12 protein-coding genes are annotated in these 14,638 nt (G+C 73.8%); 6 read left to right on the plus strand and 6 right to left on the minus strand.

Annotation, left to right across the window (positions count from 1 at the left end; all coding sequences use genetic code 11):
* Window positions 1–22 precede the first annotated feature (22 nt).
* From ABD944_RS27450 to ABD944_RS27460, 3 genes are read right to left on the minus strand one after another with little or no spacing between them, the layout of a single operon-like run.
* Window positions 23–889, minus strand: coding sequence for a fumarylacetoacetate hydrolase family protein (locus ABD944_RS27450; RefSeq protein ID WP_345181471.1), 867 nt, complete (start codon window positions 887–889; stop codon window positions 23–25).
* A 3-nt stretch (window positions 890–892) separates the two neighbouring features.
* Window positions 893–1,816 (minus strand): Gfo/Idh/MocA family protein, encoded by a 924-nt coding sequence (locus tag ABD944_RS27455; protein WP_345181474.1) that lies wholly within the window; start codon window positions 1,814–1,816, stop codon window positions 893–895.
* Window positions 1,816–2,838 carry a Gfo/Idh/MocA family protein gene (locus ABD944_RS27460; RefSeq protein WP_345181478.1) on the minus strand — a complete coding sequence of 341 codons (1,023 nt, stop codon included), beginning with the start codon at window positions 2,836–2,838 and terminating at the stop codon, window positions 1,816–1,818. Before ABD944_RS27460 ends, ABD944_RS27455 begins: the two co-directional genes overlap by 1 nt.
* A gap of 177 nt (window positions 2,839–3,015) precedes the next feature.
* Between ABD944_RS27460 and ABD944_RS27465 the strand changes: the two genes are divergently transcribed.
* Window positions 3,016–4,347 (plus strand): aspartate aminotransferase family protein, encoded by a 1,332-nt coding sequence (locus ABD944_RS27465; RefSeq protein ID WP_345181480.1) that lies wholly within the window; start codon window positions 3,016–3,018, stop codon window positions 4,345–4,347.
* Here the strand turns inward: ABD944_RS27465 and ABD944_RS27470 are convergent.
* Complete coding sequence (locus ABD944_RS27470; protein WP_345181483.1) at window positions 4,344–5,252, minus strand: hydroxymethylglutaryl-CoA lyase; 909 nt, start codon at window positions 5,250–5,252, stop codon at window positions 4,344–4,346. The genes ABD944_RS27465 and ABD944_RS27470 overlap by 4 nt on opposite strands.
* A 112-nt stretch (window positions 5,253–5,364) precedes the next feature.
* On the opposite strand from ABD944_RS27470, the gene ABD944_RS27475 reads away from it, so the two are divergent.
* The 5 genes from ABD944_RS27475 to ABD944_RS27495 are packed head-to-tail and all read left to right on the plus strand — an operon-like array spanning window position 5,365 to window position 11,922.
* Window positions 5,365–6,066: a GntR family transcriptional regulator gene (locus tag ABD944_RS27475; protein WP_345181485.1), complete on the plus strand. Its 702-nt coding sequence runs from the start codon at window positions 5,365–5,367 to the stop codon at window positions 6,064–6,066.
* Window positions 6,067–7,290, plus strand: a complete 1,224-nt coding sequence (locus ABD944_RS27480; RefSeq protein ID WP_345181488.1) for a CaiB/BaiF CoA transferase family protein — start codon at window positions 6,067–6,069, stop codon at window positions 7,288–7,290.
* A 20-nt stretch (window positions 7,291–7,310) separates the two neighbouring features.
* The gene (locus tag ABD944_RS27485) at window positions 7,311–9,374 is read left to right on the plus strand and encodes a hydantoinase/oxoprolinase family protein (protein WP_345181490.1); all 2,064 of its coding nucleotides are present in this window, start codon (window positions 7,311–7,313) and stop codon (window positions 9,372–9,374) included.
* Window positions 9,374–11,275: a hydantoinase B/oxoprolinase family protein gene (locus tag ABD944_RS27490; protein WP_345181492.1), complete on the plus strand. Its 1,902-nt coding sequence runs from the start codon at window positions 9,374–9,376 to the stop codon at window positions 11,273–11,275. The genes ABD944_RS27485 and ABD944_RS27490 overlap by 1 nt, the downstream gene beginning before the upstream one ends.
* Window positions 11,272–11,922, plus strand: a complete 651-nt coding sequence (locus ABD944_RS27495) for an isochorismatase family protein (RefSeq protein ID WP_345181495.1) — start codon at window positions 11,272–11,274, stop codon at window positions 11,920–11,922. Before ABD944_RS27490 ends, ABD944_RS27495 begins: the two co-directional genes overlap by 4 nt.
* Here ABD944_RS27495 and ABD944_RS27500 read toward each other — a convergent pair.
* Together ABD944_RS27500 and ABD944_RS27505 are read right to left on the minus strand one after the other, a co-directional pair.
* Complete coding sequence (locus ABD944_RS27500; RefSeq protein ID WP_345181497.1) at window positions 11,896–13,377, minus strand: CoA-acylating methylmalonate-semialdehyde dehydrogenase; 1,482 nt, start codon at window positions 13,375–13,377, stop codon at window positions 11,896–11,898. The two genes, ABD944_RS27495 and ABD944_RS27500, sit on opposite strands and share 27 nt — an antisense overlap.
* A gap of 10 nt (window positions 13,378–13,387) precedes the next feature.
* A partial coding sequence (locus ABD944_RS27505; protein ID WP_345181500.1) for a thiamine pyrophosphate-dependent enzyme occupies window positions 13,388–14,638 on the minus strand: 1,251 nt, incomplete at its 5' end.

Below are 14,638 nucleotides of genomic sequence, written 5' to 3' on the forward strand. Positions count from 1 at the left end.
GCGCGCCCGGCCACTGGTCCGCTCAGCGGACGCGGTTCACCAGGCTTCCGAGCCCGCTCACGCGCACGGTCATCTCGTCGCCTGCGGACAGGAACTCCCCCGATGCCAGTCCCACCCCGGACGGCGTGCCCGTGTAGAGCACGTCGCCGGGCTCCAGCGTCATCAGCCGGGACGCGAACGCCACCAGCTCCGCGACGCTGAAGATCATTTGACCGGTGTCGCCGTGCTGCCGGACCCGCCCGTTGACCTCCAGGGTCACCTCGAGCTTCTGCGGGTCGGGCACCTCGTCGGCGGTGACGAGGTAGGGGCCGAGCGCGGCGAACCCGTCGAGCCACTTGCCGTTCAGCCAGTCGAAGAACGCGACCGCCGGGTCGGCGGTGTCGCGCTCGTGGCCGTAGTCCATCCGCCGCGCCGACACGTCGTTGCCGACCGTGTAGCCGGCGACGTGGGCGAGGGCGTCCTCGACGGGGATGTCCCTGCCGCCGCTCCCGATGACCGCGACCAGTTCCGCCTCCCAGTCGACGCTGGGGCTGACGGACGGCAGCGCGATCTCCTCGCCGGGGCCGCTGACGGAGGTGGCGGGCTTGATGAACAGCCGCGGCGAGATCCGCGCCTTGTCGATCGGCTCCCCGCCCGTCTCGGTCACGTGCTCCTGGTAGTTGGCGGCGACCGCGAGGACCTTGCCGGGACGCAGCAGCGGCGCGAGGAGGGTCACCTCGTCCAGGGCGCGGGCCCGCTCGCCGGACGGCACCGAGCCGGGTCCGCCGCCGGCCAGCGCGGCGACCACGGGTGAGAGGTCCCCGGGCCCGAGGTCGGTGACGCGGCCGCCGTCGACGACCTCGCCGTGGCGGACCGTGCCGTCCGGCAGGCGGTACGTCGCGAACTTCATGGTTCAGACCTCCGGGGAGTCGATCGGCACGGGCGTGCCGAGGGCGAGCGAGCGGGCCGCGGCGCGGGTGACGCGCAGCGCGGCGAGGGCGTCGGCCGGGCCGGCCTCCGGCGGGCGCCCGGTGACGACGGCGGTGTGCAGGGCGGTGAGCATCCGGCCGACGGTGCCGGGGCCGTGCCAGGCGGTGCGGTTGCCCGTCACCGTCCGCAGGGACGCGCCCGGGCGGGCGGCGTCGACGTCCATGACCCCGCCGGACCCGCTGACGCGGTAGCGGTGCAGCGCCATGCCCGGGGCGTCCGCGGTGCCGCGCAGCCGGCCGACGGTGATCGTGCTGGTCAGGCCGTGCTCGTGGTCGAGCAGGAGGACGGTGATCGTGCCGCGCCCGCCGGCCGGCAGGGCGTGCACGCGGCGGACGGCCTGACCCGTGAGGGCCCGCACCACGTCCACGGGGTAGAGGCCGAAGTTGGCGAGCTCCCCGTCCGGGCAGGGGTCGCCGCCGTCGACGAGGAAGTCGGCCTGCACGTTCCAGGGCAGCCCGACGCGTCCCGAGGCGAGCGCCCTTCCGGCGGCCTGGACGGCCGCGCCGAACCGGTGGTGGTGCGCGGGCATGCAGACCAGGCCCGTCTCCGCCGCCACCGCGGCGATCGCCTCGACCCCGGCGACGTCCAGGGCGAGCGGCTTGTCGGCGAGGACGTGGCAGCCGGCGCGCAGGGCCTCGACGACGGTGGCGGCGCGCTCGGCGGGCGGCGCGCACACGGACACGACCTCGGCGCCCGACTCCCGGACGGCCGCCGCGAGGTCGGTGAGCCCGCTCCGCACGACCGTGAACCCGGCGTGCTCGTGGAACGCGGGAAGGTACATGTCGTGCTGGTGGTCCTGGGTCCCGAACCCGCCGGACCCCCAGGGCAGCACCCTCAGCGCGCGCATCAGGGCGCCTCCTTCAGGACGTCGGCGACGCGGACGGGCGCACCGGTCGCGATCGATCGTTCGGCGGCGACGCCCATGGCCACGGCCAGCAGCCCGTCCGCGCCGGTCACGGCCTGCGGGCCTCCGGTGACGGCGTCGGCCCAGGCGCCGATCTGGGCGGCGAAACCGTCGGCGCCGCCGGGCGGGAGCAGGGAGGTTCCCGTCTCGTCGGTGACGGTCCCGGCCTCGCCGTCCCAGGGGAGCGTGAGGATCCCGCCGGTGCCGGCGACCACCACGTCGCGGCGGGCGAGCGAGGCCGGGCGGTGCCCGCGGCTCATCTCGCACACGGCGGTCGCGCCGCCGCTGAACGCGACCGTCATCTCCAGGTAGTCGTGGACGCCGAGTTCGGCGGCGGTCTGGCGGCGGCCGCGCGCGTACACGGTCTCCGGGGTGTCGCCCGTCCACCAGGTGACGAGGTCCAGCAGGTGGACGCCGTTGTGCAGGGCATGGCCGCCGGACCGGACGGGGTCGAGCATCCAGCCGCGCCAGTCCGGCCAGATCCAGCCGCCGAGGATGGACAGCCGGACGAGGTCGACCGTGCCGAGCTCGCCGGAGCGCAGGACGTCCCGGACCGTCCGCGCGTAGTCGTAGTAGCGGTGGCTGTGCGCGGGCATCAGCACCCGCCCGGCCGCGGCGAACGCCTCCACGGCGCGCCGGGCCCCGGCCACCTCGGTCGCGAGCGGCTTCTCGATCAGCAGATGGGCGCCCGCCTCGGCGATCTGGACGGCGATGCCGGCGTGCGTGTCGTTCGGAGTGCACACGACGCAGCCGCCCGCGCCGGTCCCGGCCAGCGCCGCGGCGAGGTCGGTGAAGGCCGGGACGCCGCCGTTGGCGCGGGACGCCGCGGCGGCCCGCGCCGGGTCGACGTCGACCACGCCGACGAGCTCCAGCCGGGGTTCGGCATGGATCGCCGCGGCGTGCTGCGCGGCGATGAAACCGGTGCCGACGACCAGCACCGGAAGCGGCACGGAATGGGATTCCATGCCGACGGATCCTGATCGTCAGACCATTCCCATGTCAAGGGTCGGCCGGAAAAAACTCCGAGCTCACCCTGGTCAGAACAAGCCTGATTTCTGGACTGTTGACATGGAACACCTTTCCATGAACTATTCGACCGAACGGCTCCGACCATCTTCGTCAACCACTTGGGGGCTCCCAGAATGACCACCGCCGAGCTGGCCGGGCAGAGATCGCGCGGCGTGGAACTGCTCGCCGCCGCGCGGACCGTGATCCCCGGCGGCGTCAACTCCGCGACCCGCCTGGTCGGCGCGCCGCACGCGCTCACCGCGGCGTCCGGGGCGCATGTCACCGACGCCGACGGCCGCCGCTACCTCGACTACCACGCGGCGTTCGGCGCGATCCTGCTGGGCCACGCCGCGCCCGAGGTGGACGACGCGGTGCGCGCCGCCGTCGGCGGGCTCGACCTGGTCGGCTGGGGCGTCACCGAGACCGAGATCGAGCTCGCCCGGCTGGTCGTCGAGACGATCCCGTCCGCCGAGCAGATGATCTCGGCGATGTCGGGCAGCGAGGCCACCGCGCAGGCGGTCCGGCTGTCCCGGGCCGTCACCGGCCGCCCGCTGATCGTCAAGTTCCAGGGCGGCTTCCACGGCTGGCACGACGCCGTCGCCCGCAACGTGATCTCCGCGCCGGACCGCGCCTACGGCGAGGACCCCCTGTCGCGCGGCATCCTGCCGGAGGCGCTGGACTCCACGCTCATCGCCGAGTTCAACGACCTGGAGTCCGTGCGCGCCCTCTACGAGCGGCATCCGGACCGGATCGCGGCAGTGATCATGGAGCCGATCCCGCACAACGTCGGCGCCCTGGTGCCCGACCGGGAGTTCGTGGAGGGGCTGCGCGCCCTGACCGCCGAGCGGGGCTCCCTGCTGGTCTTCGACGAGGTGATCACCGGCTTCCGCCACGCGCCGGGCGGCTACCAGGAGGTCTGCGGCGTGCTGCCGGACCTGACCACCTTCGGCAAGGCGATGGGCAACGGGTACCCGATCGCCGGCCTCGCCGGACCCCGGCGGCTGATGGAGCGTTTCAGCTCCGCGGGCGGCGACGTGCTGCTGGCCGGGACCTTCAACGGCAACCCGGTCTCCTCCGCGGCGGCCATCGCCACCATCACCTACCTGCGCGACCACCCGGACTTCTACCAGCGCACCCACGCCCTCGGCGACCGTGTACGCGCCGGGCTCACCGGCATCTGCGCGGAACTGGGCATCGCGGGGACCGCGGCGGGCTTCGGCGGCGTGTTCGCCCTCTACTTCACCGAGGGCCCGATCCGCGGCTACCGCGACCTCATGCGCAACAACGACGCCGCCTACGTGGCGTTCCACCGCCGCATGACCGACCGCGGCTTCCTGATGCTCCCCCTGTCGCTCAAGCGCAACCACATCTCCGCCGCCCACACGGCGGAGGACATCGACCGCACGCTCGAAGCGGCCCGCGACGTCCTCCGCACGATCCGCGACGACGGCCTGCTCGCCCCCTAGCCGTCCCGCACCGCCGCTCCGGCGGGGAACGGACCCGCGCGGCCGAGCAGGGCCGGGACCGGCCTGCCGAGGCGGTCGCCGAGCCAGGCCGCCGTCCCGGCGACCGCGGACATCGAGACGCCGGTGTCGACGCCCGAGCGGTCCAGGGCGTACAGCAGGTCCTCGGTGGCGATGTTGCCGGTGGCGGCGGGCGCGAACGGGCAGCCTCCGAAGCCGCCGGCGCTGGCGTCCAGGGCGCTCGCCCCGCAGTCGAGGGCGGTGAGGGCGTTGGCGTAGCCGGTGTTGCGGGTGTTGTGGAAGTGGCAGCGCAGCGGCACGCCGGGGGCGATCTCCGCGGCGCCCGTCAGCAGCGCACGGACCTGGGCGGGGACGCCGACACCGATCGTGTCGGCCACGGCGATCTCGTCGGGCCCGCTCTCGGCGACCCGCCGGACCAGGTCGAGCACGCGGTCCGCGGGGACCTCGCCCTCGAAGGGGCAGCCGAAGGCCGCGGCGATCGTGACGGTGCGGCGGACGCCGGCGGCGCCGGCGTCCGCGGCGATGGCGGCCCAGGCGGCGACGCCCTCCTCGACCGTGCAGCCCTGGTTGCGCCGGCTGAACTCGTCGGTGGCCACCACGACGACGTTGATCTCGTCCACTCCGGCGGCGAGCGCGCGGTCGAGCCCGCGCCGGTTGAGGACGAGCCCCGCGTAGCTGACGCCGTCCGGCCTGGGGAGCCGCTCCATCACCGCCTCGGCGTCGGCCATCTGCGGGACCCGCTTCGGGTTCACGAAGCTCACGGCCTCGATCCGCCGCAGGCCCGCCGCGACGCTGCGCTCGATGAGCCGCACCTTGTCGGCGGTCGCGAGGATCGCCGACTCGTTCTGCAGCCCGTCCCGGGGCGCCACCTCGATGATCTCGACCATGAGCATCCTTTGTATGCAATCCAGAGCCATCTGCAGGATTGTCCTGGGAAGTCTCTTGTGTCAAGGCTCACGTTCTGTCTATCTTGCATGCAATCGACCCGAGGAGGTTCGGATGGTCCGTGCCGTGGACCGTGTCTACACACGGCTGCGCGCCGACATCCTCGACGGTGTCCACCCGCCCGGGGCGCGCCTCGGCGAGGCCGAGCTGGCCGAGGCCACCGGCTCCAGCAGGACGCCCGTCCGGGAGGCGCTGCGGCGGCTGGAGGTCGAGGGCCTGGTGGAGGTGCTGCCGCACCGCGGCGCGCGGGTCCCGGACTGGACGGCCGAGGACCTGGAGGAGATCTACGACCTGCGGATGCTGCTGGAGAGCGCCGCCGCGCGGCGCGCCGCCGCCCGCGTCACCGACGCCGACGTGGACCAGATGGACGAGCTGTGCCGCCTGATGGAGGCCGCCGTCGAGCCGGGCGCCGGCCAGGACCTGGACCGGGTCGCCGAGCTCAACGCCGAGTTCCACGACATCGTCCGCGCCGCCGCCGCCAGCGGCCGGCTCGTGTCCATGCTCAACGCGGTGGTGCAGCTCCCGCTCGTGATGCGGACCTTCCACCGCTACTCCCCCGCCGACCTGGCCCGCAGTTCCGCCCACCACCGCGAGCTGGCCGCCGCGCTGCGCGCCCGGGACGGGACGTGGGCCGAGTCGGTGATGCGGGCGCACGTGCTCGCCGCCAAGGCGGTGCTGCTGCGCGCCGCCCCCGCCCCGGACGACCGGAACGACCGGAACGACCGGAACGACCACACGGAAACGAGGACCGGGTAGATGTCAACGCACGACGGCGCCGCGCCGGACGCCAGGGGCCCGCTCGCCGACCTGCGCGTCGTGGAGATGGGGCAGCTGCTCGCCGGACCGTTCTGCGGCCAGCTGCTCGGCGACTTCGGCGCGGAGGTGATCAAGCTGGAGTCGCCCGGCGCCGGCGATCCGATGCGCCAGTGGGGCCGCGAGAAGCCGCACGGCAAGTCCCTGTGGTGGCCGGTGGTCGCCCGCAACAAGAAGTCGGTGACCTGCGACCTGCGCACCCCCGAGGGGCAGGACCTCGCCCGGCGGATCATCGGGCGCGCCGACATCGTGGTCGAGAACTTCCGCCCCGGCACGCTGGAGCGCTGGGGGATGGACTTCGACCGGCTCCGCGAGACGAACCCCGGACTGATCCTGGTGCGCGTGTCCGGGTTCGGGCAGACCGGCCCCTACGCGCCCCGGGCCGGATACGGGTCGATCGGCGAGGCGATGGGCGGGATCCGCTACGTCACCGGCGACCCCGGCGGCGTGCCCGCCCGCGCCGGTATCTCGCTTGGCGACTCGCTGGCGGCGGTGTTCGCCACCATCGGCGCGCTCGTCGCCGTCCACCGCAGGCACGCCACCGGACGCGGCCAGGTCGTCGACTCGGCGATCTACGAGGCGGTGCTGGCGATGATGGAGTCGCTGCTGCCCGAGTGGGCGGTCGCCGGGTACCAGCGCGAGCGGACCGGGTCCGTGCTGCCCAACGTCTCGCCCAGCAACGTCTACCCGACCGCGTCGGGCGAGATGATCCTCATCGCCGCCAACCAGGACACCGTGTTCGGACGGCTCGCCGCGACGATGGGGCGGCCCGAGCTGAGCGCCGACCCCCGGTTCGCCGGGCACGCCGACCGGGGCCGGAACATGGCCGAGCTGGACGAGATCATCTCGGCCTGGTCGGCCGGGATCGGGACCGGGGAGCTGCTGGAGCGGCTGCACGCCGGCGGCGTCCCGGCCGGCCGCATCTACACCGCCAAGGACATGTTCGACGATCCCCACTTCGCCGCCCGGGAGGCGATCGTGCGCCTCGTCCACCCGGACTTCGGCGAGCTCCCGATGCACAACGCGTTCCCCAGGCTCAGCGAGACCCCGGGGTCGGTCCGCCGGCCCGGCCCCGGGCTCGGCGAGCACAACCGGGAGGTCTACGGCGGCCTCCTCGACCTACCAGAAGACGAGATCGCCGCGCTGTCGCAGCGCGGCGTCATCTGAGCACAGCACCGGGAGAGCAGATGGGTTATCGACTGGGCGTCGACGTGGGCGGCACGTTCACCGACGTGCTGCTGGTCGACGAGCGGACCGGCGTCAGCCACCGCGCCAAGACGGCGTCCACTCCGGCGGACCAGTCGGAGGGCGTGCTGAACGGCATCCGCAAGGTGTGCCGGGACGCCGGGATCGAGATGCGCGAGGTGGCGCACGTCCTGCACGGCACCACCGTGGCGACCAACGCGATCCTCCAGGGCCGGGGCGCCCGGGTCGGGCTGGTGACCACCGAGGGGTTCCGGCAGGTCCTGCAGATCGGCCGGTCGTTCGTCCCCGGCGGCCTCGCCGGCTGGATCATCTGGCCGAAGCCGGAGCCGCTGGCCCGGCTGGAGCACACCGTGGAGATCCCGGGACGGATCGCCGCCGACGGCTCGGTCGTCGCCCCGCTGGACGAGGACCGCGCGCGGGCGGAGCTGCGGCGGCTCGGCGGCGCCGGCATCGAGGCCCTGACCGTCTCGCTGATCAACTCCTACGCGAACGACGCGCACGAGCGGCGGGTGGCGGAGCTCGCCGCCGAGGAGCTGCCCGGGGTGCCGGTCTCGCTGTCCAGCCACGTCCTGCCGGAGATGCGGGAGTACGAGCGCACCGTCACCACCGTGGCGAACAGTTACGTCCAGCCCGAGGTGGCCCGGTACGTGGGCAACCTGGACCGGTCGCTGAGCGCGAGCGGGATCGACGCGCCGCTGTCGGTGCTGCGCAGCGACGGCGGGCTCACCAAGGCCGCCAAGGCGGCCGAGGACCCGGTCTCGCTGCTGCTGTCCGGCCCGGCCGGCGGGGTGACGGGCGCGGTCTGGTTCGCCGAGCAGGCCGGGTTCCCCGACTTCCTCACCTTCGACATGGGCGGCACGTCCACCGACGTCGCGCTGGTGCTCGGCGGGCGCCCCCGGATCGGCCGGGAGACCACCGTCGGCGACCTCACCGTCCGCGCCACCAGCGTGGACGTCCGCACGGTCGGCGCGGGCGGCGGCTCGATCGCGCACGTCCCGGAGCTGACCCGGGCGCTGCGGGTCGGCCCGCAGTCGGCGGGCGCCGACCCGGGCCCCGCCGCCTACGGGGCGGGCGGCACCGACCCGACCGTGACCGACGCCAACGTCGTGCTCGGCTACCTCCCGACGCGGCTGGCCGGCGGCGAGATCGCGCTGGACGCCGAGGCGGCCCGCAAGGCGATGCGCTCCATCGCCGACGCGATGGGCCTGCCGAGCGTCGAGGCCGCGGCGGCCGGCGTGATCGACATCGTCAACGAGAACATGCTCGGCGCGCTCCGCCTGATCAGCGTCCGGCAGGGCTACGACCCCCGCGACTTCGCGCTGATGTCGTTCGGCGGCGCGGGCCCCCTGCACGCCAACGCCCTCGGCCGGCTGACCGGCTCCTGGCCGGTGATCGTTCCGCCGTCGCCGGGGGTCCTGTGCGCCTACGGCGACGCGACCACCTGCCCGCGCGACGAGAGCGCCCGGACGATGGTGCGCCGCTTCTCCACCCTCGACGACGACGAGCTGCGCACCGCGCTCGCCGAACTGGCCGACGCCGCCGCCGCGCGGCTGGAGGCGGAGGGCGTGCCGCGCGCGAGCCAGACCGCGACGTACCAGATCGACCTGCGCTACCACGGGCAGGGCTTCGAGATCCCGGTCGAGGTGGACCGTGCCACCGTCGACGGCGAGCTGCTGGCCGGGCTGGGCGCCGCGTTCGACGCCGAGCACGAGCGGCTGTTCTCCTTCCTGCTCGGCAACGAGCGCGAGGTGATCAACCTGCGGGTCACGGTGAGCGGTCCGCGCCCGCGGGTCGCCTGGCGCGTCCTGCCGGAGGGGTCGGGCGACCCGTCCGCCGCGCTCGTCCGCGAGACCGAGGTGTGGATGGACGGCGCCACGACGCCCGCCCGCATCTACGACCGTTCCAAGCTGCTCTCCGGTGACGTCGTGGCCGGGCCGGCCGTGGTGGTGGAGATGGACTCCACCACCCTCGTGCTGGCCGGGCACGCCGCGACCGTGCACCCCAGCGGCAGCCTGCTGATCCGTCCGCTGAACGAGGAGGGCTGATGGCCGAGATCCTGCAGACCGCGACCGCGCCGGCCGGCCGCGTCGACGTCGACCCGGTGACCCTGGACATCATCGAGAACGCGCTGCGCAACGCCCGCCAGGAGATGGACGAGGTGCTCTTCCGCACCGCGCTGTCCCCGGGCATCCGCGAGCAGCACGACGAGTTCCCGCTGATCGCCGACCCGTCGGGGAAGATGGTCGTCGGCCAGTTCGGGCTCTCGGTCCCCGACTTCCTGGAGAACTTCGACGGGACGATCGGCGAGGGCGACATCCTCATGACGTCCGACCCGTACGCGTGCGGGGCCGCGATCAGCCACGCCAACGACTGGCTGCTGGTGGTGCCGATCTTCCACGAGGGACGGCTGGTCGGCTGGTCCTCGATGTTCGGGCACATGTCGGACGTGGGCGGCAAGACGCCCAGCTCGATGCCCGCCGACGCCCGCACCATCTACGAGGAGGGCGTGGTCGTCCCGCCGTTCAAGCTGTACGAGGGCGGCGTGCTGAACGAGCCGGCGCTGCGCATCATCCTCAATCAGGTGCGCATGCCCGACTGGAACCGCGCCGATCTGAACGGCCTGGTCGCCGCGTGCACCACGGCCGCGCGGCGGGTCTCCGAGCTGTGCGCCCGGTTCGGCGTCGAGACGTACCTGTCGGCGCTGGACGCCCTGCTCGACCGCAACTACCAGGCCATGAAGGTGCTGCTGGCCACCCTCTTCGAGGACGGCCGGACGCTGGAGTTCGCCGACTACATCTGCGACGACGGCTGCGGGTACGGCCCGTACGAGCTGAAGATCTCGCTCACCCGGACCGGAGAGAAGATCCATCTGGACTTCTCGCACGCCGCTCCGCAGGCCGTCGGGCCGGTGAACTACTTCATCAACGAGAACCTCGTCCGGATGTTCTTCGGCATCTACGTGATCACCGTCGCGGACCCGCAGATCCTCTGGAACGACGGCTTCTACCCGCTGATCGACGTGACGATCCCCGAGGACTCGTTCTGGAAGCCGCGCCACCCGGCGGCGCTGAACGCCCGCAACCACGGCATCGGCCGGGTGTTCGACCTGTTCGGCGGGCTGCTCGGCCAGACCAACCCGGAGATCCTCAACGCGGCCGGCTTCTCGTCCTCGCCGCACTTCATGTACTCGGGCCACTACGGCTCGGGGCCGCGCGAGGGCGAGTGGTTCCAGCTGTACTCGATCGGGTTCGGCGGCGTGCCGGGGCGCCCCGTCGGGGACGGCCCGGACGGGCACTCGCTGTGGCCGTCCTTCGTCAACATCCCCTGCGAGTACCTGGAGTCGTACTACCCGCTGCGCGTCGAGCGGTGGGAGACGATCGCCGACTCCGGCGGCGCGGGCCTGCACCGGGGCGGCAACGGGGTCGACGTCGCGTACCGCTTCGAGGAGCCCGGCACGATCGCGATCCACGACGACCGCTGGCTCACCTACCCGTGGGGCGTGAACGGCGGGCGCCCGGGCGAGCGGGGCCGCAAGTGGATCGAGCGGGCGGACGGCACCCGGGAGGTGCTGCCCAGCAAGATCCACGATGTCGCGGTCGGGCCCGGGGACGTCCTGCACTTCGTGACCTGGGGCGGCGGCGGGTGGGGCGACCCGCTCGCCCGTCCCGCCGAGCTGGTCGCGCTGGAGGTGCTGCGCGGCCTGGTCACCGCGGACGGCGCGCGCGACGGCTACGGCGTCGTCTGTACCGCCGGAGGCGTCCTCGACGAGGAGGCCACCGGCCTGCTGCGGGCGAGGACGGCCGCGGAGCGGACGGAGATCCCGGTGTTCGACATGGGCCCGCCGCTGGAGGAGATCCTCGCCCGCTGCGAGGAGGAGACGGGCCTTCCCGCGCCGCGCCCGCCGGTCGACGTGCGGTCCGCCGCCGCGCTCCGGGACCGCCGGTGAGCGACGACCTCGCCGCCGGCTACCGTGCGTCGGGATTCGGCCGCGGCCTCGGCTGCGGCCGGTCGCCGGCGGTGCTGGCGGTGGACCTCGTCCGCGCCTACCTGGTGGACGGGTCGCCGCTGCGCGCCCCGGTCGAGGGCGCGGTGGCCGCCGCCGCGAGCCTGATCGAGGCGGGCCGGGCGGCCGGGCTGCCCGTGCTGTTCACCCGGGTGAGCTACCAGCAGGGAGGCGCGGACGGCGGCCTGTTCCGCCGCAAGATCCCCGCGCTCCGCGTGTTCGAGGAGGGCAGCCCCCTCGGCGACTTCGCCGAGGGGGCGGCCCCCCGCCCCGGGGAGACCGTGGTGACCAAGCAGTACGCCAGCGCGTTCCACGGCACGTCCCTGGCGGCCACCCTGACCGCGTCCGGCATCGACACCGTGCTGATCTGCGGGCTCACCACCAGCGGCTGCATCCGCGCCACCGCGACCGACGCGCTGCAGCACGGGTTCCGCCCGCTGGTGGTGGACGAGGCCTGCGGCGACCGGGATCCCCGCCTGCACGAGGCGAACCTGCTGGACCTCGGCGCCAAGTACGCCGACGTCCTGTCCCTCGGCGAGGCGCTCACCACCGTGCGCGGCTCCTCAGCGCGCCGTGGGGAAGGCCATTGAGGAGGCCCCGTCGGCCGCGGCGGGGACGGGCCAGCGGGACGTGACGGCCTTGGCGCGGGTGTAGAAGCGCACCCCCTCGGCCCCGTGGACGTGGGTGTCACCGAACAGGGACGCCTTCCAGCCGCCGAAGGAGTAGAACGCCATCGGCACCGGGATGGGGACGTTCACGCCGATCATCCCGACGTGCACGGCGCGCTGGAACCGCCGCGCCGCCTCCCCGGACGAGGTGAAGATCGCCGTCCCGTTGCCGTAGGGGTTGGCGTTGATCAGCTCGATCGCCTCGTCGAGGGTCTCGGCGCGCAGCACCAGCAGGACCGGTCCGAAGATCTCCTCCTGGTAGGCCGCCATGCCGGTGGCGACGCCGTCGAGCAGGCAGGGACCGACGAAGAACCCGGGGCCGGCCGCGCCGCGGCCGTCCACGACGAGCTTCGCGCCGGCCCGCTCGGCGTCCTCGACGTGGCCGGTGACGCGCTGCCGCGCCGCCTCGCTGATCAGCGGCCCCATCTCGCTCGCCGGGTCGTCGCCAGGACCGACCCGGATCGCGCGGGCCCGGACCGCGAGCCGCTCGATCAGCGGGTCCGCGGCGGCCCCCACGGCGACCGCGACGGAGACCGCCATGCAGCGCTGGCCCGCCGATCCGTACGCCGCCGCCGTGATCTGGTCGGCGGCCAGGTCGAGGTCGGCGTCGGGCAGGACCACCGCGTGGTTCTTCGCGCCGCCGAGCGCCTGGACCCGCTTCCCGGCGGAGCCCGCCGCCTCGTGGACGTGCCGCGCGACGGGCGTGGACCCGACGAACGACACCGCCGCCACGTCCGGGTGGGTGATCAGCGCGTCGGCGGTCTCGCGGTCGCCGTGCAGCACGTTGAACACCCCGTCCGGCAGCCCGGCCTGCGCGTACAGCTCGGCGACCAGGTTGGACGCGGAGGGCACGCGCTCGCTCGGCTTCAGCACGAACGTGTTGCCGCAGGCGATGGCGATCGGGTGCATCCAGAGCGGGACCATCACGGGGAAGTTGAACGGGACGACCCCCGCGCACACGCCGAGCGGCTGCCGGAACGAGAACGCGTCCACCCCGGACGACACCTGGTCGGAGTACTCGCCCTTGAGCACCTGCGCGATCCCGCACGCGAACTCGACGACCTCCCGGCCGCGCACGACCTCCCCGCGCGCGTCGTCCAGGACCTTGCCGTGCTCGGCGGTGACCAGGCGGGCCAGCTCGTCCTCGTGCCGCTCCAGCAGGTCGCGCAGCGCGAACATGATCCGCGCCCGCCGGCTCAGCGACACCTCCGACCACGACTCGAACGCCCGCGCGGCGGTCCCCACCGCCAGGTCCACCTCGGCGCGCCGCCCGAGCACGACCTCGCCCGACCGCAGGCCCGTCGCCGGGTCGTGGACGGCGGCCGTGGTGCTCCCGCCGACCGGGACACCACCGATCCAGTGCTGGATAGAACGCATCGGGTTCCTTTCAGAGGTAACGTCGCTGGGTCTTCTTGCTGTCGTCGTAGTGGGCGCGCGCCTGCCGCGTGTCGTCCAGTTCGGAGACCTCGGCGACCGGGACGTCCCACCACGCCTCGCTGCTCGGGCCCGCGGCGAGGGGGTCGGTCTCGACGTGCACGACCGTCGTGCGGGGCGACGCGATCGCCTGGCGGAGCGCCTTCCTGAAGACGCCGGCGCCTTCCGCGCGGATGACGTCGGCGCCGAGGCTGGCGGCGTTGGCGGCGAGGTCGACGGGGATGGGGTCGCCGTCCAGGCCGGTGGGGGTGCGCAGGCGGTGGCGGGTGCCGAAGCGCTGGGCGCCGACGCTCTCGGACAGGTTGCCGATGGAGGCGTAGCCGTGGTTCTGGACCAGGACCACGACCAGTTTGATCCCCTCGGCGACGGCGGTGGTGAGCTCCTGGGCCATCATCAGGTAGGAACCGTCACCGACCAGGACGAACACCTCCCGGTCGGGCGCGGCCATCTTCACCCCCAGACCCCCGGCGATCTCGTAGCCCATGCAGGAGTAGCCGTACTCGACGTGGTAGCCCTTGGGATCGCGCGCCCGCCACAGCTTGTGCAGGTCGCCGGGCATCGACCCGGCCGCGCACACCACCACGTCCCGCGGCCCGGCCTCGGCGTTGACGATCCCGATGATCTCCGTCTGCGCCGGCGGCGTCCCCTGCCGCCCTCCGAACGCGGCGTCGACGACACCGTTCCACCGCTCCGCCCGCTCGCGCACCTCGCCGCGATACGACTCGGGCACCGACCAGCCGTCCAGCGCCTCGCCCAGCGCCCGGATCGCTTCGCGGGCGTCGGCCACGACCGACACTCCCCCGAGCTTGACCGCATCAGCGCGGGCGACGTTGATGTTGACGAACCTCACCGAGGGGTGGGCGAACAGGCTGTGCGAAGCGGTCGTGAAATCGCTGTACCGCGTCCCGATCCCCACCACCACATCGGCCTCACGCGCCAAAGCGTTGGCCGCGGTGGTCCCCGTCGCGCCCACCGCCCCCACCGAACACCGGTGATCCCACGCCAGCGAACCCTTGCCCGCCTGCGTCTCGGCCACCGGGACCCCGGTCGCCTCGGCCAGCACCCCCAACTCCTCGACCGCACCGGAATAGATCACCCCGCCGCCCGCCACGACCAACGGACGCTCCGCCCCCCGCAGCAGCCCCACCGCCTCCCGCAACGCCGCCGGCTCGGGCACCGCACGCGCGACCCGCCACACCCGCCG

Source organism: Actinomadura verrucosospora (assembly GCF_039540335.1).
In the GTDB taxonomy this organism is placed as follows: Bacteria; Actinomycetota; Actinomycetes; order Streptosporangiales; family Streptosporangiaceae; genus Spirillospora; species Spirillospora verrucosospora.

What these genes read in the sequence shown, in the direction of transcription:
- ABD944_RS27475 (WP_345181485.1), top strand. Translation starts at nt 5,365, where the DNA reads ATGGTCCGTGCCGTGGACCGTGTCTACACACGGCTGCGCGCCGACATC.
- ABD944_RS27485 (WP_345181490.1), top strand. Translation starts at nt 7,311, where the DNA reads ATGGGTTATCGACTGGGCGTCGACGTGGGCGGCACGTTCACCGACGTG.
- ABD944_RS27490 (WP_345181492.1), top strand. Translation starts at nt 9,374, where the DNA reads ATGGCCGAGATCCTGCAGACCGCGACCGCGCCGGCCGGCCGCGTCGAC.
- ABD944_RS27500 (WP_345181497.1), bottom strand. Translation starts at nt 13,377, where the DNA reads ATGCGTTCTATCCAGCACTGGATCGGTGGTGTCCCGGTCGGCGGGAGC.
- ABD944_RS27480 (WP_345181488.1), top strand. Translation starts at nt 6,067, where the DNA reads ATGTCAACGCACGACGGCGCCGCGCCGGACGCCAGGGGCCCGCTCGCC.
- ABD944_RS27455 (WP_345181474.1), bottom strand. Translation starts at nt 1,816, where the DNA reads ATGCGCGCGCTGAGGGTGCTGCCCTGGGGGTCCGGCGGGTTCGGGACC.
- ABD944_RS27465 (WP_345181480.1), top strand. Translation starts at nt 3,016, where the DNA reads ATGACCACCGCCGAGCTGGCCGGGCAGAGATCGCGCGGCGTGGAACTG.
- ABD944_RS27460 (WP_345181478.1), bottom strand. Translation starts at nt 2,838, where the DNA reads ATGGAATCCCATTCCGTGCCGCTTCCGGTGCTGGTCGTCGGCACCGGT.
- ABD944_RS27450 (WP_345181471.1), bottom strand. Translation starts at nt 889, where the DNA reads ATGAAGTTCGCGACGTACCGCCTGCCGGACGGCACGGTCCGCCACGGC.
- ABD944_RS27470 (WP_345181483.1), bottom strand. Translation starts at nt 5,252, where the DNA reads ATGGTCGAGATCATCGAGGTGGCGCCCCGGGACGGGCTGCAGAACGAG.